A 22638-nucleotide genomic window follows, 5' to 3' on the forward strand; every position below is an offset into this window, starting at 1 on the left:
AAAATGGCCGGTCGTTCGCCAGAGCGCCACGGATGGTCTCACGCGGGTATCGTGTGAGCGGTATGAGGTGAGACACATGGCCGTGCGGCTGGACGACACCGACCGTCGCATCATCGCCCTCCTGCGGGAGGACGGGCGCATGTCCATCCGCGCGGTCGCGGAGCAGGCCCACATCTCCAGGGCCAACGCCTACTCCCGGCTCGAACGGCTGCGGGACGAGGGCGTCATCCGCGGGTTCACCGCCGTCATCGACCCCGAGAAGTACGGCACCGCCCTCTCCGCGTACGTTTCCGTGCGCATCGAGCAGCACTCCTGGGAGAGGTTCCGGGGCTACCTGCGCGACATCCCCGAGGTGGACCACGCGGCGCTGGTGTCCGGCGACGTCGACCTGCTCCTCCTCGTCCGCGTCACCGACGCGGCCGCGCTGCGCACCTTCGTCCTCGAACGGCTCCAGCGCATCCCCGAGGTCAAGAGCACCCAGACCATGTTCATCCTCGACGAGCCGCCCCTGTGACGGCGCCGGCCGGCGGGTGGCCGTCCGCCCCGCGACGGGGCCCCGGCACGGCCCCGCCCGGCCCCCGGGGCGTGGTCCGTCGGTGCTTTCGGCGGGCTCGGCGCTCGCGCCGATCGCCGCGAGCCCGGAACGACCCGCGGAACACGGCCTAGCCTGGGCCCATGCCCGAGTACCGCGTCGTCGACGCCTTCACCGACCGGCCCCTGGCCGGAAACCCCGCCGCCGTCCTGGTCCTGGACGACGCCTACCCCGACGCCTGGGCGCAGGGGGTCGCGGCCGAGTTCAACCTGTCCGAGACGGCGTTCGCGCGTCCCGTGGACGACCCTGGCGCCGACTACGAACTGCGGTGGTTCACGCCCGCGGTCGAGATCGACCTCTGCGGACACGCCACCCTGGCCACGGCGCACGCGCTCACCGAGCGCGGCGAGCCCGGACCGTTCCGCTTCACCACCCGCAGCGGCGTCCTCACCGTCACGAGGGAGGACGGGCTGCTGTGGATGGACTTCCCGGCCAGGCCGCCGAAGCCGGTCGAGGCCCCGGAGGGGCTGGCCGAGGCCCTGGGGGCGCGGCCCCGGTGGGTGGGTCTGGGCGGCGCGGAGGACCTCCTCGTCGAACTCGCCGACGAGGACGCCGTCCGGGGCCTGACCCCCGACACGGCGGCGGTCGCGGCCCTGCCCTTCCAGCTGGTCATCGTCACCGCCCGGGCCCGGCAGGGGCCCGACTTCGTCTCCCGGGTCTTCGCCCCCGCGGTGGGGGTGCCCGAGGACCCGGTGACCGGTAGGGCGCACACGGTCCTCACACCCTTCTGGGCCGACAGGCTGGGACGGGCGGAGCTGACCGCCCACCAGGCCTCCGCGCGCGGCGGCGACCTCCTGCTGAAGGACCGGGGCGGCCGGGTGCTGATCGGCGGCCGGGCGGTGACGGTCGCCACCGGGACCCTGCACCTCTGAGCGTGTCCGGGGGCGGCTCCGGCCCACGTCGTCCGGTGCGGGCGCCGGGCCCGCCGGGGTGTCGGCTAAACACGCCCGGGCCCCGTCCCCCTAGGGTTCGACGGGGGCCGGTCCGGCCCCGGGAACAGACAGCCGAGAGGAGCACCCCGTGGAGAAGTGGGCCACCAGGGAAGAGATCATCGCGGTCCGGGAGCGGTTGGAGGCCGCCGACCCGCGCTGGCGGCGTCCGGCCGCCCACGCCGTCGGCGTCATCCGCGACGGCCGGACCTCGTTCACCCTGACCAACCGGGACGGCAACCACCTTCCGGCGGTGATCCTGGCCAGGGCGGTCGGCCACTCCTCCGGCAGCGGCTCCTACCCCCTGTCGGTCGAGCAGCTGGAGACGGCGGAGGCCGAGCTGGCCCCGGCCGAGGCGTGCCCGGACTTCGAGCACCCGAACCTCCACCACTGGCGGGACCTCATCGCCGAGGTCACAGGGGAGGGCGGCCAGCTGGTCGCCGTGTTCGTGGGGGACCTGGCCGACGAGCCCGTCGACGAGCACGACCGGGCCCTGCGCGCCGCCTTGGAGGGGTAGGCCCGCCCCGGGGCGCGGAGCGGCCGGACCGGATCCGGAACAACGAGCGCCCTCCGGGGCCGGGCGGCCGTCGATGGGGAACTGGGGGCCGACGGAATCACGGTTTCCCCCTCGCGGCACCCGGACTTCCGGTAGAACTGAACGCGAGGCACCTCCCCACCCCTCCCGGGGAGGTGCCCGCCACACTCCGGCCCGGGACACCCCCTTGGTACCGGGAGGACGTGTGGCCCCCCGAGAGATCGGCCCCGGCGCCCCCCGGGGCCGATCTCCACCTCCGGGCGGGGCGGCCGGGCCCTGCGCTCGCCGACGCCGAGGAGGCCCGCCGCACCCGTCACCCCCTCCCCGGGTCCTCCCGCCTTCCGGCGAGGCTCACCAGACCGCAGCCGTACCCGCGCCCACGGCCGATTCCGCGGGTGAGCGCCTGCCGGAAAGGATCCGCGTCGGTGACCCGCGCCCCAGCCCCGTGGGGCCGGCCCCACGGACCCGATGCGCGAGGTCCGGCCGGAGGGGTCGCTGCCGGACGGGGCGCAGGTCGCTCACCCGGCCCCACGGACGAGGGCGTCCACGTGGTCGGCGGCGGCCCTGGCGCCGTCCGTGCCGGCCAGGCGGTCCCGCAGCTCCTCGGCGCGCGCCCGGAGCCCGGGGTCGTGCAGCACGGCCTCGAAGGCGCGGCGCAGGCGCTCTCCCCGGGCCCGGGCCGGAGTCAGCCCGACCGCGCTGCCGAACCGCACGCAGTCGTCGATGTTCGAGCGCTGCTCCATCTGGAGGCCGATCCCCACGAACGGCCTGCCCGAGGCCACAGCGGTCTGCACGGTTCCTTCCCCGCCGTGGATCACGGAGGCGTCGATGAGGCCGCCCAGTTCGTGTGCGGGGAGCAGGTCGAACACGTGCACATGGCGGCCGAGCCCTTCGAGGTCGCCCGGTTCCAGGTAGTGGGCGACCGGGGCCAGGACGGTCACCGGCATCCGCGAGAGCTCGCGGAGGACCCGGAGCACGATGTCGCGGCGGCCGGAGCTGCCCATGGCGAAGTACACGACGGGACGGCCGGCCTCGCGGGCCCGCCCGGCCGCCAGGGTCACCTGCGGGGGTACCTCCCGGTCCAGGCGGGCGTAGATCGGCCCGACCCAGCGATGGTGCGGCGGGAGCCTGTACGGGTGCAGAAAGCCGGAGATCGAGGCGATCAGGTTGAGGTCGCCGTCCAGCGCCTCGACGGTCCGTCGGGGCAGTGCCACGCCGTGCTCGCGGGCGACCCGCGCGAAGCCGCGGGGTTTGTACGAGGTGTACCGGGCAGCCTCGCGCAGCAGCACGGCCGCACCGGCGTTGACCGCCCCCGCCAGGAGGCCGCGACCGTCGAGCAGGGGCAGGGAGCGCGCCTGGCGCAGGTGGGGCCACGAGTAGGCGAACGGTCTGACGTGGACCAGCGGGATCCCGTCGGCCCGCGCGGACACCAGCTGGCTGAGCGTGGAGCCGATGACGGTGGCGGCCGGGCGCACCAGGGCGTTCAGTTCGCGTTCGCTCCCGACCCTGGCCCGGACCACGTCCTCCGTGAACGGGTGGTTCGGGCTCCGCCCCTGGTCGAAGCGGATCAGCTGGTCGGCCTGGGCGTCGGTGAGCTCGGGGGAGAGCCGGTGGTACTCGAAACCGGCGTCCTCGACCACACCCGCGTACCGCTCGGAGTACCCCGCGAACACGCACCGGTGCCGGTCCCGCAGGTGCCGGGCGACCTCGACCGCCCGGGTCGTCTCGGCGAGGTTGAAGGTTTCGGGGGCGAACAGGACCGTGCTCATGCGGGAACTCCTCGGCGGAAGGGGTTCCCCGCAACGTAGTCCCCGGGGAGGCGCCCGGGCAAAGGCACTCTCCGCCGGGCGGGCGAATGGCGTGTGTCACGTTCGCCGTCGGAGGGGGGCTTCCCGTGCAAGAATCTGGGACAAGTGTCCCATTTGTTTGCGTGCCGGGACACGCCGCCCCTCTCACGCCCTCGGAGGCCCCGCCATGCCCCACCCCTACGCCCGCCTCTTCGCGCCCCCCGGGGCCAGGGGCTTCGCCGTCGCGGGGATCATCGGCCGCATGCCCGTGGCCATGGCCAACGTCGGCATCATCACGATGCTGGCCGCCACCCACGGCAGCTACGCCCTCGCGGGCGCCGTCGCCGCGACCTTCACCCTGTCCATGGCGTTGATCGCGCCTCAGGTCTCGCGCCTCGCCGACCGCCACGGCCAGCGCCGCGTGCTCCCGCCGGCCGCCGCGATCAGCGTGGTCTCGCTCTTGGCGATGCTCGCGTGCGTGACCTTCGGCGCCCCGTCCTGGGCGCTCTTCGCGTCCGCCGTCCCGGCCGGGACGATGCCGAGCATGTCCGCGATGTCGCGGGCGCGCTGGACCGAGCTGCACCGGGGCTCGCCCGAGCTGCGCACCGCCTACGCCTTCGAGTCGGTGGCCGACGAGCTCACCTTCATCACCGGACCCGCCCTGTCCGTCGTGCTGAGCACCGCCGCCTTCGCCCAGGCCGGGCCCCTCGCCGCGGCGGCCTTCCTCGCGGTGGGGGTGGGCCTCTTCACGGCCCAGCGCGGTACCGAGCCCCCGGTGCGGGTCCCCGCCGACCGGGACGGACGGCGGACGCGCTTCCTCGGCCTGCCGCTCGCGGTCCTGATCCTCGTCCTGGGCGCCGGGGGAGTGATCGTCGGGGCGGTGGACGTCGTGGCGGTCGCCTTCGCCGAGGAGCTGGGCGCGCCCGGCGCCACCGGTCTCGTCCTGTCCGCCTACGCCCTCGGCTCCGCCGTGTCCGGTCTGGGCTTCGGCGCGCTGAACCCGGGGGGACGCCCGCACGTCCTGCTCGTCGCGGCCGTCGCCGGAACGGCGGCGACCACGGTTCCCTTCCTGGCGGTCGGCGGGATCGCCGCGCTGGCGGCCGCCGTGTTCGTCTCCGGCCTGTTCTTCGCGCCGACGATGATCCTGGTCATGACCCTGGTCGAGCGGATCGTCCCCGCCGAGCGGCTGACGGAGGGCATGACCTGGGCGCTGACCGGCCTCACCGTCGGCACGGCGGGGGGCACCTTCGCCGCCGGGACGGCGGTGGAGGGCTCGGGCACCACCGGCGGGTTCCTCGTGGCGGTGGCCGCCGGCGGCGCGGCCCTCGCCGCGGTGGCGGCCGCCGCCCCGCTGCTGGGCCGCGCGGCCGCCGACCCGGAGGAGGGCGGGGAAACCGGCGGGGAACCGCGGACGGAGGAGCCCCGGGCCTGCGGGGCCCCCGGCTGAGGCGTCGCGCGCCCCCGGGCGACGGTGCCGCTACCCTCGCCGTAGACCGGAGGAGGGGCCCTGAAACAGACCGACGGACGCCGAGCCAAGGGGGAACTGCGCCGGAACGCGCTGATCGAGGCCACCCTGCGCATCATCGAGCGCGACGGGGTGGCCGGCGTCAGCCACCGCACCGTCTCCCGGGAGGCGGGGCTGCCCACCTCCGCCACCACCTACTACTTCAGCGGGCTGGGCGACCTGTTGACGGCCGCCCTGACCAGTGTGATGAACGAGGACTCCGAGCGGATGCGCCGCCTCTCCGGCGGCGGCGACCGGCGGCGCGAGCTCGCGGAGCTCCTGGCCGTGGTCGCCGCCGACCCCGGACGCCTGCTCGCCGAGTACGAGCTCTTCCTGCTGGCCGCCAGACGCCCTCACCTGCGTGAGGCCACCGACGGGTGGCTCGCCGCCGTCTCGGCGTTCGCCCGGCGGTACACGGACGACCCGGTCCGGGTCCGCGTGGTCGCCGCGGTCATCGACGGGGTCCTGCTGCACAGCCTGCTCGGGGACACCGCGCCCACGGCGGAAGAGTTCGCCGCCCTCCTCGCCGACGTCCTCCCGGACCCGCCGGGGGCGGATCCGGCACCGGATCCGCGAGACCTCCCCTGAGCAGCGCGGACACTGTCGTCCACAGGCCCTCTGCGACGCTGTCCCGAAACCCCTAACCTGGCCCGGAGGATCATCCGAACCCAGGGAGGGCACCGATGTCGGGACGGTACGGGGGCGGCGGCCAGGGGCGCCGGTACGGCGGCGGGGGAGGCGGCAGGGGCGGCGGGCGCCGACCCGAGCCCGAGCCCCTCCGGGGGGTGCGGGACGACGCACGCCTCTCGGTGGAGCTGCTCCGCATGGACGGCGACTCCTACGGCCGCTACAAGTCCCTGCGGGGCGACTGGGACTTCGGCGACTTCACCCTGACGGTGCAGCGCGTGCAGGCCGACCCGTTCGCCCCGCCCTCGCGCGTGCGCGTGCTCGTGCCGGACGCCGGCATCCCCAGAAGCGCGTGGGGCGATCCGGTGCGCCGCCGCGCCACCGCCGACTACCTGGGCCGTCGTGCCCGCGGACTGCTCCGGGGCTCCCTGCTCAAGATCGACGCCGGGGGGCAGGAGGTCATCGAGCGCTCCTCCTGCCGCCTCACCGACGGCGGCCTCGAACTGCGCATCGGCATCGACCTCCCCGGCCACGGGCGCCGCATCGACGGCCGCACCGCCGAGCGCGAGCTGTGCACGACCCTGCCCGCGCTGGTCGACGACCTCGACTGGGAGGCGGTCGACGCGGCCGCGGCCGAGGCCTTCGCCGACAGCGTCGCCGACACGGTCGCGCTGCGCGCCGGCCTGGAGGACCGGGGGCTGGTCGCCTTCGTCGCCGACGGCGCGGTCCTCCCGCGCCTGAGCGGTGTCAGCGACGAGCCCATGGCCGACGGGGCGGTGCCCTTCGAGGCGCCGGAGAGCCTGCGGGTGGGCGTGGACCTGCCGCACCGGGGCGCCGTGACCGGGATGGGCGTGCCGGAGGGCATCACGCTCATCGTCGGCGGCGGCTTCCACGGCAAGTCCACCCTGCTGCACGCGCTGGAGCGGGGGGTCTACGACCACGTCCCCGGGGACGGCCGGGAGCTGGTGGTGACCAGGGACGACGCCGTCAAGATCCGGGCGGAGGAGGGGCGGCGGGTCGAGCGCGTGGACGTGAGCCCGTTCGTCCGCAACCTCCCCACCGGCGCGGACACGAGCGACTTCCGCACGGAGAACGCCTCCGGGTCCACCTCCCAGGCCGCCAACATCTGCGAGGCCGTCGAGGCCGGTTCGCGCACCCTACTGGTGGACGAGGACTCGACCGCCACCAACCTGATGATCCGCGACGAGCGGATGCAGGCGCTCGTCCACGGCGACCGCGAGCCCCTCGTGCCCTTCGTCGACCTGGTCCGGCCCCTGCGCCGCGACCACGGGGTGTCCACGGTCCTGGTCATGGGCGGCAGCGGTGACTACTTCGACGTCGCGGACCAGGTGGTCATGCTGGACGCCTACCACCCCCACGACGTCACCGAACGGGCGGCGGAGCTGGCCCGCGAGCGCACCGACGCCGACTTCGGCGCGCCGCGGGCCCGGGTGGTCGCCCCCGACTCGGTGGACGACACCGCGCGGGGCCGGGGGAGGATCAAGCGCCGCGACATGGACGTCCTCGTGTTCGGGGAGAGCGACGTCGACGTGCGGTCCGTGGAGCAGTTCGTGGACCCGGGGCAGCTCATCGGAGCCGGGCTGGCCCTGCGCGAGCTCGTCGCGGGCCGCCACCTGGACGGGGCGCGTACCCTGGCCGAGGCGCTCGACTCCCTGGAGGAGGCGCTGGAGGCCGAGGGCGTCACCCTGCTCGGCGACGACTTCGGGGGCGACTACGTCCTGCCGCGCCGGTTCGAGGTCGCCGCGGTCCTCAACAGGCTGCGCACGCTCCGCGTCGCCGCCCAGCGTCCGGGCGGGTGAACGCGCGGCCGTTCCGGCCCCGGCCCCGAACGCCGACCGGGGGCGGGAGCCGCGAGGGGCGCGCTCCCGTCGCGTCCCCCGCCTGGAGGAGGGGCGCGTGCGCGCACCCGCGGGGACGCTCCGGCGGCCGGGGTGTGACAGGCGTCCCATCGCAGGCCTGAGGGGGATCCGGTCGGTATTGTGGGAAAGCAGGGCACAGCCTCCCAGGAGGTGCGATGCCGGGCCCTCCCCGGTCGCGCCCCGGCGGTCGGACCGCCGTGAGGACGCCGCCCTGCGAATCCGACCAGTCTTGGAGAAGAGAACCCGGTGCGTGACCCCGCAGATCTGTACGAACTCCATCCCGGCTTCGACGACATCGCCGGGCTGGCGATGCTGGTCTGTCTGGACGGCTTCGTGGACGCCGGACACACCGGACGCCAGGTCGCCGAGGCCCTTTTCGAGCGCTTCGAGGCCGAGGAGGTCGCGACGTTCGACGCCGACCGGCTCGTGGACTACCGGTCCCGCCGCCCGTCGATGACCTTCGTGGAGAACACCTGGACGGACTACGAGCCGCCCAAGCTCGCCCTGTACCGGATGCACGACGAGGAGAACGCCCCGTTCCTGGTCCTGTACGGCCCGGAGCCGGACCGGGAGTGGGAGGCCTTCGCCGCCGCCGTCGTCCAGCTGGTCGAGCGGTTCTCGGTGTCGCTGTCCATCAGCACGCACGGCGTGCCGATGGCGGTGCCGCACACCCGTCCGGTCACGGTCACGCCGCACTCCACCCGCCCCGAGCTGGTGGAGGGCCACACCCCGTGGATCGGCCGGATCGAGGTGCCCGCCAGCGCCGCGGCGATGCTGGAGTTCCGCCTGGGGGAGCGCGGCCACGACTTCGTCGGCTACGCCGTCCACGTGCCCAGCTACCTGGCCCAGTCCCAGTACCCGCGGGCGGCCATCGCCGCCGCCGGTTACGTGGCCGGGGCGACCGGGCTCGCGCTGCCCACCGGCGGGCTGGAGGAGGTGGCGGGGGCGACCGACGTCGACATCGCCGAGCAGGTGGCGGCCTCCGCGGAGGTCCAGCGTGTCGTGGCCAACCTGGAGCGGCAGTACGACGACATCATGTCCTCGCGGACCGATCCCGAGGAACGCCCCACACTCCCGCTGGCCGACGACGAGGCCGGCCTGCCCACCGCCGACGAACTCGGCGCGGAACTCGAACGCTACCTCGCCGAGCGCGAGGGCGACGGAAACGGATGACCGTGTTCTACCAGATTGTCTTCCGCTCGGTCCTGCGCCACATGGACGCCGAGAAGGTCCACAGGATGAGCTTCGCCGCACTGCGCGGCGTGACCGCGATCCCCGGTGTGGCCTCGGCCATGGGGAGGGTCCTCGGCCCGCGTGAGCCCGAGCTCGCCGTGCGCGCCCTGGGGCAGGAGTTCCCGGGGCCGCTGGGCATGGCGGCGGGTTTCGACAAGAACGCGGAGAGCCCGTCCGGCCTGGCGGCGCTCGGCTTCGGTTTCGTCGAGATCGGCACGGTCACCGCCCAGCCGCAGCCGGGCAACCCCGCCCCGCGCCTGTTCCGGCTGGTCGAGGACCGCGCGATCGTCAACAGGATGGGCTTCAACAACGAGGGCTCCGCCCTGGTCGCCGAGCGCCTGCACCACCAGAGGGGCGGACGCCGCCCCGTGCTGGGGGTGAACATCGGCAAGACCAAGGTGACGCCCGAGGCGGACGCGCCCGCGGACTACGCCCTCAGCGCCCGGCGCCTGGCCCGCTACGCCGACTACCTCGTGGTGAACGTCAGCTCGCCCAACACCCCCGGACTGCGCAACCTCCAGGGCGTGGAGCAGCTGCGGCCCCTGCTCGCCGCCGTTCGCGAGGCGCTCTCCGAGGCCGGGCACCCGACCCTGCCGCTCCTGGTCAAGATCGCCCCCGACCTGGCCGACGAGGACGTCGACGCGGTCGCGGACCTGGCCCTGGCCGAGGGGCTGGACGGCATCATCGCCACCAACACCACCATCTCCCGCGAGGGGCTGGCCGCCTCCGCCGAGGAGGTGGAGGCCGCCGGGGCGGGAGGGCTGTCCGGCGCCCCGCTCAGGGAGCGGTCGCTGGAGGTTCTCCGCCGCCTCCGCGCCCGCGTCGGCGACCGCGTCACCCTGGTCGCCGTGGGCGGCATCGAGACCCCCGAGGACGCGTGGGCCCGAATCCGCGCCGGGGCGACCCTCGTGCAGGGCTACACGGGTCTGATCTACGGCGGCCCCCTCTGGCCGCGCCGCATCCACCGCGGCCTGGCCAGGCTGGTCCGCGAGGCCGGATACCGCTCGATCGGCGAGGCGGTCGGCGCCGACGTCCACGGGGCCGGCCTCCCCCAGGAGTCCACCGCCGTCTGACGGCCGCCGCGTCCCGCGGGGCCGGGAACCCCTCCCCGGGGTCCCCGGCCCCGCGGTGCTTCCGGGCGGCCCCCGGCCCCGGTGCGCCCCGACCCGCGCGCTACCAGTACTCGGGGACGGTGACGCCCGCCGCCGGATAGGACTCGCCGGGCTCGGGGTCGCCGACGACCTGGCTGACGGTCGCGAACTCGTAGCCCTCCTCCCGCAGCCGCTCGATGAGCCGCGGTGCGGCGGCCAGGGTCGGCGCGAGCGTGTCGTGCATGAGCACCACCGAGCCCGGCTCGACGTCGTCCATGACGCCGTCCACGATCTCCTCCGGGGACAGGCCGGTCCAGTCCTCGCTGTCCAGGTTCCAGAGGACCTGGGCCATCCCCTGCCTGCCGATCTCCTCGATCACCGGTCCGGAGGTGTCGCCGAACGGCGGCCGGAACAGTTCCACGTCCTGCCCCGTCTGCCGCCGGACCATCGCGCTGACCGCCGCGACCTGCGCGGGGAGCTCCCGGTCGTCGAAGTACTCCGTCATGTGCTCGTGCAGGTCGTTGTGGCTGGCGATCTCGTGCCCCTCCGCGTAGGCGCGCCGGAGCACGCCGGGGCGGGTCAGCGCGGGGTCGCCGTTGAGGAAGAACGTCGCCGACACCTCCTCCTCGGCCAGCAGGTCCAGGAGGGCCGCGGTCCCCTCCGCGGGCCCGTCGTCGTAGGTGAGCGCGACGCACTCGGTCCCCGGGGCCCCGCAGTCCAGGTCCGGGTCGCCGGCGGCGACCACCCCCGGTGCGGTCGGGAGGGACTCCGGGACGGCTCCGGGCGGGTCCACCGCGAGCACGGGCTCCTCCGCCGTCGACGCCTCCCGGGCGCGCTCTCCCAGGTCCGACAGGAGGGGCGCGGCCTCCTCCGACGGCACCACCGCGACGATCCGGCCCGGTTCCGACGAGGGCGGGTGGCCGACCACCACCGGGGAGAGGTGGCCGTCGTCGAACTCCACGAGCAGGTCGCCGTCGGAGTTGAACCCCATGGAGTCGTAGGTGCGCATGACGGGGTGCAGCCCCTCCGGGTCCACGTCCGGGTTCCCGGCCAGCTCCTCGTGCACGATCCCGTCGAGCCTTCCCAGGGCGTCGTCGTCCGCCAGGAGCTCCGTCGAGTACGCGGTGTGCCCGGTCTCCGCGTCGTACCAGTACGTTCCGTATCCCTGGCGCCGGCCGTGCAGGTCCTCCTCGGTGCGGACCAGGCGCACGCCCAGGACGCCGCTCCCGGCGCCCACGACCTCCCAGTCGACCGCCAGGCGCACGGGGTCGCGGCTGGCCCCGCGGAAGTCCCGCACCTCGCGGTCCACCTGTTCGGCCAGCCGGGAGGCGAACCGGTCGGCCCCCTCGAACACCGGATAGGAGACGTCGATCTCCACGCCGTCCGGCCGGTGGGGGTGGTCGCCGAAGTCCGCGGCACCACCGGTCCACTCGGCGACCTCCTCGCCGGGTTCGTCCAGGAGCACGGTCATCAGCTCCGGGTCGTCGCCCTCCGCCGCGCCGCCCGTGCCGCAGGCGGTGAACAGCAGCAGCGCCGCCACCGCCGCGCCGGTCCGGTGCGCCGCGCGTCGTGCGGCCCCTCCTGGGCGCCGGGGCCCCGGCCTCCGGTCGAGGCCCCGCCGGGGAGCGGTCTGGCCAGGACGGACTCGGCTCGTCGACAACACCGGTCTCCCTCATCCCTGCGCGGGTGCTTACGCGGTTGATGGGAGCAACATAGGGGACGCCGTCCGCGCGCCTGTGGCGGTGACCACATGTGGTCACCGCCACAGGAGGGGGTGCGGGTCCGCACCCGTCCGGAGCGTCGCGGCCGGGGCCGCCGGGCCCCGCCGGCCCCGGGACCCCGCGGGCCTCAGGCCGCCTCGTCCCCCTCCGGTTCCCCGCCGTCCCCTTCCGTGTCGGCGGGGGGCTCGGGGGCCCCGTCGACGTAGGCCTCGCCCGGCTCGGTGGCGCCGAGCAGCTGGGAGACGGTGACCATGGTGTAGCCGCGCTCGTCCAGTTCCCGGACGATCGCGCGGGAGGCGTCGACCGTCGTGTCGTGGATGTCGTGCATGAGGATGATCGCCCCGGGGGAGGCGCCGTCGACGGCGCGGTCCGCGACCACCGACGACTTGCGGTCCTTCCAGTCGTTGGTGTCGATGCTCCACAGGATCTGGGCCAGGCCCATGTCGGCGGTCACCGAGGCGACCTCCGCGTCGGTGGACCCGTAGGGGGGCCTCATGAGGTCCATGGTGTACCCGGTCTCGCGGTACACCAGGGCCTGCACGGTTTCGAGGTCGGAACGGATCCCGCCCGCTCCGAGCCCGGCCAGGTCGGGGTGGGAGAGGGTGTGGTTGGCCAGTTCGTGGCCCTCCGCGTAGGCGCGCCTCACGGTGCGCGGATCCTCCATGACCGGGTAGCCGGTGACGAAGAACGTCGCGCGGGCGTCGTACTCGGCCAGGATGTCCAGCAGTTCGGGCGTGCGCCCGCCCGGGCCGTCGTCGTAGGTCAGGGCCACGCACTTGGACCCGGGGGCGGAGCAGTCGACGTCCTCGCCCGCGGGCGGCAGGACCCCGGGGACGGCCGTCTCACGGCTGCCCTCCTCCTCCCGGGGCGGGGCCGCGACGGCGAAGTCGCGGACGCCCCGGGTCGCCGAGCGCAGCGCGCGCTCGCCCAGGTCCGACAGCAGGGGGGCGGACTCCGAGGCGGCGACGACGGCGTGGGTCCTGCCCTCTTCCACGGGGGCGACCTGTCCCGCGTCGAACTCCACGACGAGGTCGCCGGCGGGGTTGAACCCCACGGAGTCGTACAGCGAGGCGATCGGGTGCACCGCGTCCGGAGCCGCGGTCCCCGGGAGGGCGTCCCGCACGAGGCCGTTCAGCTCCTCCAGTTCCCCCTGGCCGGCGATCAGGGCGGTGGAGGGGTGGGTCGAGCCGGTGAGGGCGTCGTACCAGTAGGTGGTGTATCCCTCACGGGTCCCCTCGGAGTCGGTCTCCTCACGGGTCACGCGGACCCCGACGATGTCGTCGTTGGCCGCCGTCAGGTTCCACGCGGACTCGAAGGAGACCGCTCCGGGGTTGGCCGCCTCGAAGGCGTCCACCTCGGCGGCCAGCGCGCGGTCCAGGAAGTCGCTCAGCGGGTCGGCGTCGGGGACGACCGGGTAGGAGACCTCCGCGGCCACCCCGCCCTCGCGGGCGAGCTCGGCCTCGGCCAGGTCCACCACGTCGTCGGGGTCGACCACCGTCAGCCCGTCGGGCTCGCCGGCGGCGGGCGGGCCCGCCTCCGGTCCGCCGTCCGCCGACCCCGGGTGCGTATCGCTCACGGGTTCGGAGGCGAGCACGCCGGGCGGGGTGACGGCCAGCCAGACCAGCCCCGCGACGACCGCCAGCGCGACCGCGATCGTGGACAGGGGGTGACCGGGGGCCATGGTCGGTTGGGACTGCTTGTTCACCAGGGGTTCTCCACGTACATCTTCAGACGAACGATCGCGGGGAGCACGGGGGAGGACTCGGCCCCGCGACGCTTCATGTCGGTTGTGACGCCGGCCGCGCAACAGGGGTTCGCGCTGATTCCGGCCGGGGGCACAGGGCAGCACGCCGGGTACAGGGGCGGAGGGGTGCTCCCTATACTTGCAGGCGTGGAAGGTACATGCTCCACCCCAGAACCCGGGCCGCGCCCGGAAGGGGAGGGGTGTGTCGCAAGAGGGAACCCGGTGCGACTCCGGGACTGCCCCGCAGCGGTATGAGGGAACGAACGTCGCCATAAGCACTGGTAATCCGGTCGGAAAGGTCGGAAACCGGGAAGCGGCGGCCAGTAGGAGGACGGTGCTCGCGCCGTCCGCGCCCCCGAGTCCGAAGACCTGCCTCCACCCGGCGGCGCACCCGTGCCGCCGGTGGTCCCGTGCCCCGAGGGAGGGCCGAGGAGCGGCGGCAGGCGCACACGCCCACGGCGTGGCCCCGGGCATGCCCGCGTCCTCGCTCACCCCCGTGGCCGGTACCCGGCTTTCGACGAGGGAGAGAAGCTCATGCCCCACACCCCCGAGGCCTCCCGGCCGTCCGTGCGCTCCACCGTGCACGGCTACCCCCGGATCGGCCCGAACCGGGAACTCAAGCGCGCCTGCGAGTCGTACTGGAGGGGCGAGACCGCCGCGGAGGAGCTGGACGGCATCGCCGCCGGCCTGCGCCTGGGCGTCTACGCCCAGCTGCGCGAGGCGGGCGTCGACGACATCCCGTCCAACACGTTCTCGTACTACGACCACGTCCTGGACACCGCGGTCCTGTTCGACCTGGTGCCCTCCCGGTTCGCCTCGCCGGCTGCCGCCGGCGACCGCGACGAGGAGCTGCGCCGCTACTTCGCCCTCGCCCGGGGCGAGCAGGGCGCCCCGCCGCTGGAGATGACCAAGTGGTTCGACACCAACTACCACTACCTGGTCCCCGAGCTGTCGCCGAGCACCCGCCCGCGCCTGGTCGGTGACAAGCCCCTCGCCGAGTTCCGGGAGGCGGCCGAGGCGGGTTTCCCGACCCGCCCGGTCCTGGTCGGCCCGCTCACCTTCCTCCTGCTGGCCAAGGCCGCGGACGACGCCCCCGAGGGCTGGCGCCCCGTCGAGCTGCTCGACCAGCTCCTGGACGCCTACGCCCAGCTCCTCGCCGGCCTCTCCGCCGCGGGGGCCGCCGAGGTGCAGCTGGACGAGCCGATCCTGGCCACCGACGAGGGACGCGCCGCCGTCGGGCTCCTGGAGCGGGTCTGCCGGCGCCTGGGCTCCCTCACCGAGCGCCCCTCCCTCCTGGTCTCGACCTACTTCGGCTCCATCGGGGCTCCCGCACTGCGGGTCCTGAAGGACTCACCGGTGGAGGCCGTCGGCCTGGACCTGGTCACCGACGGCGAGGGCGTCGACGACCTCGTCAAGGTCTCGGGCCTCGGCAGCACCCGCCTGGTCGCCGGGGTGGTGGAGGGCCGCAACGTCTGGCGGACCGACGTCCCGGCCGCCGTGGCCACGCTCGGCACCCTGCTCGCCCTCACGGACGAGCTGACGGTGAGCACGTCCTGCTCGCTCCTGCACGTGCCGATCGACCTCGACGCGGAGACCTCCCTCGCCCCCGAGCTGCGCGAGGCCCTGGCCTTCGCCAAGCAGAAGGCGTACGAGACGGCCCTCCTCGGCCGCGTCCTCTCGGAGGGGACCGAGGCCGAGTACGCGGCGGGCGGGGCCGGCGGCGGTCCTGCCTTCACGGACGCCCGCGTGCGCGCCCGCCTGGACGCCCTGGGCCCGGACGCCTACGAGCGCCCCCAGGACAGGGGTGCCCCCACGGACACGCCGCTGACCACGACCACCATCGGGTCGTTCCCCCAGACCGCGGAACTGCGCCGCGCCCGCGCCGCGCACCGCCGGGGCGCCCTGGCGGAGGACGCCTACAAGCAGATCCTCCGGGAGGAGATCGACCGGGTCGTCGCGCTCCAGGAGGAGATCGGACTGGACGTGCTCGTGCACGGAGAGCCCGAGCGCAACGACATGGTCCAGTACTTCGCCGAGCAGCTGGAGGGCTACGCCACCACCGAGAACGGCTGGGTGCAGTCCTACGGTTCGCGGTGCGTCCGCCCGCCGATCCTGTTCGGCGACGTCTCGCGCCCCGAGCCGATGACCGTCGAGTGGATCACCTACGCCCAGTCGCGCACCGACAAGCCGGTCAAGGGCATGCTGACCGGCCCGGTGACCATGCTCGCCTGGTCGTTCGTGCGCACCGACCAGCCGCTGGGCGACACCGCCCGCCAGGTGGGCCTGGCGCTGAGGGACGAGGTCGCCGACCTGGAGCGTGCGGGCATCCGCCACATCCAGGTGGACGAGGCGGCCCTGCGCGAGCTCCTGCCGCTGCGCGAGGAGCGGCGCGCCGCCTACCTGGACTGGGCGGTGAACTCCTTCCGCCTGGCCACGTCCGGTGTGTCGCCGTCCACGACGATCCACACGCACATGTGCTACTCGGAGTTCGGCCTCATCGTCGGCGGCATCGAGGCGCTGGACGCCGACGTGACCAGCGTCGAGGCCGCCCGCTCCCGGATGGAGCTGGTGGAGGACCTGGGCCGCCGCGGCTACAAGCGGGGGATCGGGCCCGGCGTGTACGACATCCACTCACCGCGGGTGCCGTCCGTGGAGGAGATCGAGGGCTCGCTGCGGCTGGCCGTCGCGCACATCGACGCCGGGAGCCTGTGGGTCAATCCCGACTGCGGTCTCAAGACGCGCGGCTACGCCGAGGCGGAGCAGGCCCTGCGCAACATGGTGGAGGCCGCCCGCCGGGTGCGCGCCGACCTGCCCGGCGCCCGCTAGCGGGGTGTTCCGTGCCCGGCCCGGGCGCCTCCGGGGCGAGGCGGCCGGCGGTCTCCGCGAGCGCGCGGGCGCCCGGGCCGGGGCATCGGCTCCGCCGGTGCGTCTGGAGTGCGGTCTCCGCGAGTGAGCGGGCGCCCAGGGCCTCGGGCCGGGCACGGGGCGAAGCGGACGGGGAGGGGCCGCGGCCCCTCCCCGTCCCTGCGGTGGACCGGTCAGGTACCGACCACGGCCAGCGCGTCGGCGCCGGCGTTGACCATGATCTCCTCGAGGTTGTCGGGGAGGACCAGGTCCTCCGCGGAGTCCTCGCCCGTGAAGGACGGGTGCAGCTGGTACGTGATCTGGATGTTCAGGTTCGCGGTCCTGACCAGCAGCACGGCCTCAGGGATGAGGTCGCCCACGAAGTCGTACTTCGTGACGATGAAGTGGGCCTCGTCGCCGAGCTCCACCTCCTTGCTCTCCTCCACGTCACCGGCGTCGTACAGGGTGCTGTACTCGCTCTCGCCGGTGATCTGGGCGACCGTGTCCTGGAACTGGCTCGTGGCGGCCTCGACGGAGTCGGCGGCGGAGTAGGGGGTCTGGTACACGATCTCGAAGGAGGCGTAGCCGCCGGGGGGGTTGCCCTCCGGCAGGGTGGCGTCCAGGGTGTCGCAGTACGAGTTCTCGTCGCGGACGGACTTGTTGCCGCCGTCGGTGACGAGGAAGTCGGCCACGACCTGCTCGGTGAAGGCGTCGCAGGGCTCGGTGGGGACCGAGTAGGGGGGCTCGCCGGCGGGGGCCGCGTCGGGGTCGGGCTCCGGGGCCGGCTCGTCGCCGCCGGTCGCCTCCTCCGCGCTCGCGGAGGGCTCGCCCTCGGGCGGGGCCGCGACGGTCGTCCCTTCGTTGCCGTTGGTGACCAGCATGACCAGGACCGCGACCACGAGGACGACGATGACCACGCCGCCGCCGATGACGACCCACAGCCTGGCCCTGCCGCCGCCCTGGGGCGGCTGGGGCTGGGGATGGGGGTAGCCGGGGCCGCCGCCGTAGGGGGGCTGGCCGCCCGCGTACATCTGCTGCTCCGGGCCGGGGAAGCCCTGGCCGGGACCCGTGGGGGCGCCGTAGGCGGGCTGGCCGCCCGTGCCCGGGTCGCCGTAGGGGGCGCCGTAGGGGGGCTGGCCCCCGCTGTTGTCCCCGCCACCGTAGGGGTTCTGCGGTGGTTGGTTGTAAGGTCCGTTTTCGCTCATGGCTCCCCTCGCCCGTGATGTGCTGGCCGTGTTGTCTGGGACGCGTGTGCGTGCCGGTGGGTTCTCACGACTTCCGGGACCGCGCGGCCGTGCCGGAGCGCGGTCGGAGCGGTACAGGGGCCGTGCGAGGGGAGGCGCACCTACCGCCACCGCCTTCCCGCGGGCGAGGGCGGAGGCGTGGGGCCGGGCGTTCCCCGTCTCCGTGAGGAGGATCCCGGGGGACCGGGGGTGCCGATCGTGGCAGGCTCCGGGGGATCCCCGGGCCGAGGTCGGGACCTGTGCATAGTAGCCGCGGGGTATGCCCCCGCGGCAGGCCCGACCAGGGGTAACAGGGTGAATCGTCACTGTTTTGTGTCGGTTGCGTGCGAGATCATGGTTCGCGTGACGCAATCGTGACGCCGACGTCTGGATTCCGCGCCCGCGTCCGGGTAATGGGGCCGCTGTCCGCCGGGGCGCTTCGGCGCCGCGGCCGGTCGGCGCCCCGGCCGCGGCCGCCGCACGGCCTCAGAACATCGAGATGTGCACGTGGTCGAAGTGGTTCTCGGTGAGGTTGCCCCGGTCCGACATCGCGCGCCAGTCGGTGTCGCCGCGGCGCACGTCCCAGATCTGCTGCCGGTAGATGACGTACATGATCCCGTAGTCGTCGGCGTGCTCCATCGCCCACTCGGAGATCGCCCAGCCGCGGTCGACCTGCTCCTGCGAGGGCATGCCGCCGTTCGGGTCCAGCATGAAGTCGCAGGCCCGACCCAGCGGGTGCTCCCCGACGACCCAGCCGCCGACCGCCCGGTAGCAGCCCACGCCGCCCACGTCCCGGCCCTCGCCGAACTCGTCGATGACCCGCTGGCGCATCAGCTCGGTGCGCGGGGTGATGTTGTACTGGCCGCCCATCGGCTGCTCGGGGTGGTCGGCGATCAGCCGGTCCACCTCGGTGCGGCGCTCCTCCAGCTCCTCCAGGTCCGCCTCGACCTCGGCCAGCCGCTCCTCCGCGGCCTCCTGCGCGGTCTCGTCGCGGGAGAGGGCCTGGTCGAGCTGGTCGATCTTGTCCTGGTTGCTGGTGGCGAGGTAGTCGACGACCACGGCCCGGTCGATGACCGTGTCGGGCTCGTCCCCCACGAACAGCGACATCGACGGGTCGATGCCGCCGCTGGTGTAGGTGGCGACCGCCAGGGCGCGCACCTGCTCGCGCGCGGCGTCCACCTCCTCCCGGGTGCCCTCGGCGCGGTTCTCCGCGCGCTCGGCCTCCGCGATGACGCCCTCCATGTCGCGGAGCTCGCCGTTGTAGTCCTCGCTGAGGCTGTCCGCGCGCTCCCGCAGGGAGCTCATGCTCTCGGGGTCCATGGGCGCCGCCGCGAGGGCGGCCTGGGGAAGGACGAGGAAGCTCCCGACCAGGCCCGCGGCGAGCGCGGCCACGCGTGCGCGGCCGGGGCGGACGATCGCCGGGAGTACCCGTGCGAGGCCTTCGCCCCGGGCGCGGTCGGTGGGGTCGGGAGCCCAGAAGTCGGCGAAATCGTCCACTCGGCTCAGGTCGTCGGACTGCACTGTGTGGTCGCTCCTCGAGCCCGCGCACACTCCCGTCGGGCACGGGAGAGGGGCGGGCGCTGCTTCTCGTCTGTTCCCGTACGGGGTCGGGCCGCCGTTGCGGCCCCGCCCCCTGACCCCTCGCGCGTGCCGCGGAGGGGGAGTGGGAGTCACGGGATGGTCATGAGTGTAGGCACTCGCGCGGGGATTGGGGAAAGACGGGACGATTCCACCGGTGGACAAAGGTTGTCAATGTGGTCTAAATAACCTGAATTCGGATGATGATTCAGGTGAAGCGGCTGGTCCGCCATGGTTGGCTTGGGACCGTGAAGGCTCCAGAGCGCGACCAAGCGACCACCATTCCCGCCCGGGCGGACGGCACCGCGGGGTGTCCGGCCTCCCGCCGGGGCCTGTGTCGCGCCCGCACGGGCCTGCGGGCCCGCTCCGGGAACCGCTCGTAGGGAGCCGCCCGCCCGCCGCGCCGATCCGGGCCGCCCCGCGGCGCGGGGGTGTCGGACCCTCCCGACCACACGGGGGCGCCCGCCCGCCGACCCGCCGCGCGCACCCGCACCGGCGCGTCGCCGCCGCCCGCCCGCGGGGCTCTCCGTACGCTCGGACGTGGGCGTCAACCCCACGCCGAGTCCAGCCCCCCGCGCTCCTGCACAGGGCGCCGTGAGACCACCGCTGAGACGTCGATGGGAAAACCGTGATTGACGCAGTGGGCCTGCACAAGGCCTACAGGTTGAAGAAACACCAGGTGACCGCCCTGGACGGGGTCGACCTGCATGTCGAACCCGGGGAGATCTTCGGGGTGGTCGGCCAGAGCGGCGCGGGCAAGAGCACCCTCCTGCGCTCGGTGAACCTCCTGGAGCGCCCCGACGCCGGGACGGTCGAGGTCGCGGGCGAGGAGCTCACCTCGCTGCGCGGGGCCCGGCTGCGCGCGGCGAGGCGCAACATCGGCATGGTGCACCAGCACTTCGCCCTGCTGTCCTCGCGCACCGTCGCCGGGAACGTGGGCTTCCCCCTGGAGGTCTCCGGCGTCGACAGGACCCGCAGGCGGGCCCGCGTCGGCGAACTCCTCGAACTCGTGGGCCTCGGCGACAAGGCGCGCGCCTACCCCGCGCAGCTCTCCGGCGGCCAGAAGCAGAGGGTCGGCATCGCCCGGGCCCTCGCCTCGGCCCCCCAGGTGCTGCTCAGCGACGAGGCGACGTCCGCGCTGGACCCCGCCACCACCGACTCGATCCTCGCCCTGCTGCGACGCCTGCGCGACGAGCTGGGTCTCACCATCCTCCTCATCACGCACGAGATGGACGTGATCAAGCGGATCTGCGACTCCGCGGCGATCATGGAGAAGGGCGTGTTCCTGGAGTCGGGCCGGGTCCTCGACCTGATCGGCACGCCGGGGTCGCTGCTCGCGCGCTCCCTCTTCCCGCTGCCCGCCAACGGCGGCCCGGAGACGGTGTTCATCACCTACCCGCGCTCCTTCGACGAGCCGTTCATGTCCGAGCTCACCCGCCGCTTCGACGTCGACGTCAACATCCTGGGCGGCGGCGTGGAGCAGGTCGCCGGGCAGTCCGTCGGCCGTCTGAGCGTCGACATGCGCGGCGCCCGCCGCGCCGAGGCGCTCGCCTACCTGTCCGAGCACGGCCTGCTGGTCGAGGAGGCCGGAAAGTGATGACCAACCCCACCGACGCCCTCACCCTCGCGGCGTCCGCGGCCGACGGCGGCAGCGCCTGGGACGCGATCGTCGCGTTCGTCCAGGACTGGCCGAACATGTGGCCCAGCCTGTGGCTGGGCACCCAGGACACCGTCTACATGGTGGTGTGGGCGACGCTCATCAGCGTGCTGGTCGGCCTGCCGCTGGGCGTGCTCCTGGTGTCCACGGACCGGGGAGGGCTGACCCCGGCGCCGGCCGTGCGCGCCGTCCTGAGCGCGGTCGTCAACATCGGCCGCTCGCTCCCGTTCATCGTCCTGATGGTGGCGGTGCTCTCCCTGACCCGCTTCCTGGTGGGCACCACCCTGGGCCCGACCGCGGCGATCGTGCCCCTGAGCATCGGCGCCATCCCGTTCTTCGCCCGCCTGGTGGAGACCTCCCTGCGGGAGGTCGACCGCGGCGTCGTCGAGGCCGCGCACGCGATGGGCACCCGGCGCTTCACGATCGTGGGCAAGGTGCTGCTGCCCGAGGCCCTGCCCGGCCTGATCGCGGGCCTGGTGATGACCGTGGTCGCCCTCATCTCCTACTCCGCGATGGCGGGCGCCATCGGCGGCGGGGGACTGGGGGACCTGGCCATCCGCGAGGGCTACCAGCGGTTCAACGACCACTACCTGTGGGCCACCGTCATCCTGCTGATCGTGATCGTCCAGATCGCGCAGAGCATCGGCGACCTGCTGGTGCGCCGCCTGTCACGGCGCTGACCGGGTCCCGTCCGACGGCCGGCGACCCCGGGGGCGGGCCGCGGGCCCGCCCCCTCCCGCACTCCCCCCGACCCCCCGATTTTTCTGACCGACGAGGAAGGAGACAGCGATGACCGGGAGCACGAGGGCACGAGTGGCGCGGGGGGCCGCCGCCGCGGGGTTGGCCGCGGCCGTGCTGGCGGCCTGCGGCAGCCCCAGCGAGCGGGCCCAGGAGGGCACGGACGCCGAGGGGCTGACGACGCTGAGGATCGGCGCCACGCCGATGCCGCACGCGGAGATCCTGGAGTTCGTCGACGAGAACCTGGCGGCGGACGCGGGCCTGAACCTGGACGTGGTGGTGTACACCGACTACAACCAGCCCAACGCCGCCCTGTCGGAGGGCGAGCTGGACGTGAACTACTACCAGACGGCGCCCTTCCTGGACGAGTACCTGGAGGGCAACCCCGACGCGGACCTGAGCTACGTGTCGGACGTGCACCTGGAGGCGTTCGGCGTCTACTCGCAGGAGCTCACGGACCTGGCCGACCTGCCCGAGGGCGGAGAGGTGGGCGTCCCCAACGACACCTCGAACATGGGGCGCGCCCTGGAGCTCCTGGCCGCCGAGGACGTGATCACGCTCGCCGACACCGGCGGAAGCGCCCCCTCGGTCGACGACATCGAGGAGAACCCCCTCGACCTCACCGTCACGCCGGTGGAGGCCGCCCAGCTGCCGCGCTCGCTCCAGGACCTGGACGCGGCCGTCGTGAACGGCAACTACGCCCTGGAGGCGGACCTGCCCGCGACGGCCAACGCCCTCGCCTGGGAGGGCACCGAGGACAACCAGTACGCCAACGGCCTGGTCGTGCGGTCCGAGGACGCCGACGCCGAGGACGTGGTCAGGCTCGACGAGCTGCTGCACAGCGACGAGGTGCGCCGGTTCATGGAGGAGCGCTGGGAGGGCATCGTGCTCCCCGTCGGCGGCGGGGCCTCCGAGGACTGAGCCCCCCGGGGGCGCCCGCGCGCGGCGCAGGCGC

Annotated in this window: 18 protein-coding genes and 1 riboswitch; of the genes, 12 read left to right on the forward strand and 6 right to left on the reverse strand. The window is 74.1% G+C overall.

All coding sequences use genetic code 11. The features are described from left to right. Positions 1-76 precede the first annotated feature (76 nt). From ABZ234_RS09540 to ABZ234_RS09550, 3 genes are all read left to right on the forward strand, one after another. Complete coding sequence (locus tag ABZ234_RS09540; RefSeq protein ID WP_267945912.1) at positions 77-514, forward strand: Lrp/AsnC family transcriptional regulator; 438 nt, start codon at positions 77-79, stop codon at positions 512-514. A gap of 161 nt (positions 515-675) precedes the next feature. Next, positions 676-1464, forward strand: a complete 789-nt coding sequence (locus ABZ234_RS09545; protein WP_355011690.1) for a PhzF family phenazine biosynthesis protein — start codon at positions 676-678, stop codon at positions 1462-1464. A gap of 148 nt (positions 1465-1612) precedes the next feature. Beyond that, on the forward strand, positions 1613-2038 hold the full coding sequence (locus ABZ234_RS09550; RefSeq protein ID WP_267945910.1) for a hypothetical protein: 426 nt from the start codon (positions 1613-1615) through the stop codon (positions 2036-2038). Positions 2039-2369: 331 nt separating this feature from the next. Here ABZ234_RS09550 and ABZ234_RS09555 read toward each other — a convergent pair whose 3' ends face one another. Together ABZ234_RS09555 and ABZ234_RS09560 are read right to left on the reverse strand one after the other, a co-directional pair. Continuing rightward, complete coding sequence (locus ABZ234_RS09555; RefSeq protein WP_355011691.1) at positions 2370-2588, reverse strand: type I-E CRISPR-associated protein Cas6/Cse3/CasE; 219 nt, start codon at positions 2586-2588, stop codon at positions 2370-2372. After that, positions 2575-3825: a nucleotide disphospho-sugar-binding domain-containing protein gene (locus ABZ234_RS09560; RefSeq protein ID WP_355011692.1), complete on the reverse strand. Its 1251-nt coding sequence runs from the start codon at positions 3823-3825 to the stop codon at positions 2575-2577. Before ABZ234_RS09560 ends, ABZ234_RS09555 begins: the two co-directional genes overlap by 14 nt. A 205-nt stretch (positions 3826-4030) precedes the next feature. Between ABZ234_RS09560 and ABZ234_RS09565 the strand changes: the two genes are divergently transcribed. From ABZ234_RS09565 to ABZ234_RS09585, 5 genes are all read left to right on the forward strand, one after another. Beyond that, positions 4031-5290 carry an MFS transporter gene (locus tag ABZ234_RS09565; protein WP_355011693.1) on the forward strand — a complete coding sequence of 420 codons (1260 nt, stop codon included), beginning with the start codon at positions 4031-4033 and terminating at the stop codon, positions 5288-5290. Between the two features lie 150 nt (positions 5291-5440). After that, positions 5441-5935 carry a TetR family transcriptional regulator gene (locus ABZ234_RS09570; protein ID WP_355011694.1) on the forward strand — a complete coding sequence of 165 codons (495 nt, stop codon included), beginning with the start codon at positions 5441-5443 and terminating at the stop codon, positions 5933-5935. Between the two features lie 95 nt (positions 5936-6030). After that, positions 6031-7794 carry an ABC-ATPase domain-containing protein gene (locus ABZ234_RS09575; protein WP_355011695.1) on the forward strand — a complete coding sequence of 588 codons (1764 nt, stop codon included), beginning with the start codon at positions 6031-6033 and terminating at the stop codon, positions 7792-7794. Between the two features lie 306 nt (positions 7795-8100). After that, a complete protein-coding gene (locus ABZ234_RS09580) occupies positions 8101-9027 on the forward strand; it encodes a PAC2 family protein (RefSeq protein WP_267945905.1) in 927 nt (308 codons plus the stop codon). Next, entirely contained in the window at positions 9024-10160 is a 1137-nt protein-coding gene (locus ABZ234_RS09585; RefSeq protein WP_355011696.1) for a quinone-dependent dihydroorotate dehydrogenase, read from the forward strand. The genes ABZ234_RS09580 and ABZ234_RS09585 overlap by 4 nt, the downstream gene beginning before the upstream one ends. A 100-nt stretch (positions 10161-10260) precedes the next feature. Here ABZ234_RS09585 and ABZ234_RS09590 read toward each other — a convergent pair whose 3' ends face one another. Together ABZ234_RS09590 and ABZ234_RS09595 are read right to left on the reverse strand one after the other, a co-directional pair. Beyond that, entirely contained in the window at positions 10261-11718 is a 1458-nt protein-coding gene (locus ABZ234_RS09590) for a polysaccharide deacetylase family protein (protein WP_355011742.1), read from the reverse strand. Between the two features lie 308 nt (positions 11719-12026). Then, positions 12027-13580, reverse strand: coding sequence for a polysaccharide deacetylase family protein (locus ABZ234_RS09595; protein WP_355011743.1), 1554 nt, complete (start codon positions 13578-13580; stop codon positions 12027-12029). Between the two features lie 272 nt (positions 13581-13852). Then, positions 13853-14014, forward strand: a riboswitch (cobalamin riboswitch). A gap of 163 nt (positions 14015-14177) precedes the next feature. On the opposite strand from ABZ234_RS09595, the gene metE reads away from it, so the two are divergent. Beyond that, the gene (gene metE, locus ABZ234_RS09600; RefSeq protein WP_355011697.1) at positions 14178-16469 is read left to right on the forward strand and encodes a 5-methyltetrahydropteroyltriglutamate--homocysteine S-methyltransferase; all 2292 of its coding nucleotides are present in this window, start codon (positions 14178-14180) and stop codon (positions 16467-16469) included. 212 nt (positions 16470-16681) lie between these two features. Here the strand turns inward: metE and ABZ234_RS09605 are convergent, their stop codons facing one another. Together ABZ234_RS09605 and ABZ234_RS09610 are read right to left on the reverse strand one after the other, a co-directional pair. Continuing rightward, entirely contained in the window at positions 16682-17692 is a 1011-nt protein-coding gene (locus ABZ234_RS09605; protein ID WP_344176266.1) for a DUF3558 domain-containing protein, read from the reverse strand. Positions 17693-18196: 504 nt separating this feature from the next. Continuing rightward, complete coding sequence (locus ABZ234_RS09610) at positions 18197-19231, reverse strand: hypothetical protein (RefSeq protein WP_355011698.1); 1035 nt, start codon at positions 19229-19231, stop codon at positions 18197-18199. Between the two features lie 697 nt (positions 19232-19928). Here ABZ234_RS09610 and ABZ234_RS09615 point away from each other — a divergent pair. The 3 genes from ABZ234_RS09615 (at position 19929) to ABZ234_RS09625 (ending at position 22604) form a co-directional block, all read left to right on the forward strand. Further along, the gene (locus ABZ234_RS09615; protein ID WP_267950466.1) at positions 19929-20885 is read left to right on the forward strand and encodes an ATP-binding cassette domain-containing protein; all 957 of its coding nucleotides are present in this window, start codon (positions 19929-19931) and stop codon (positions 20883-20885) included. Continuing rightward, entirely contained in the window at positions 20885-21625 is a 741-nt protein-coding gene (locus ABZ234_RS09620) for a methionine ABC transporter permease (RefSeq protein WP_355011699.1), read from the forward strand. Before ABZ234_RS09615 ends, ABZ234_RS09620 begins: the two co-directional genes overlap by 1 nt. Positions 21626-21734: 109 nt before the next feature. Next, the gene (locus ABZ234_RS09625; RefSeq protein ID WP_344176270.1) at positions 21735-22604 is read left to right on the forward strand and encodes a MetQ/NlpA family ABC transporter substrate-binding protein; all 870 of its coding nucleotides are present in this window, start codon (positions 21735-21737) and stop codon (positions 22602-22604) included. Positions 22605-22638 lie beyond the last annotated feature (34 nt).

The organism is Nocardiopsis sp. NPDC006198, from assembly GCF_040613895.1.
In the GTDB taxonomy this organism is placed as follows: domain Bacteria; phylum Actinomycetota; class Actinomycetes; order Streptosporangiales; family Streptosporangiaceae; genus Nocardiopsis; species Nocardiopsis tropica.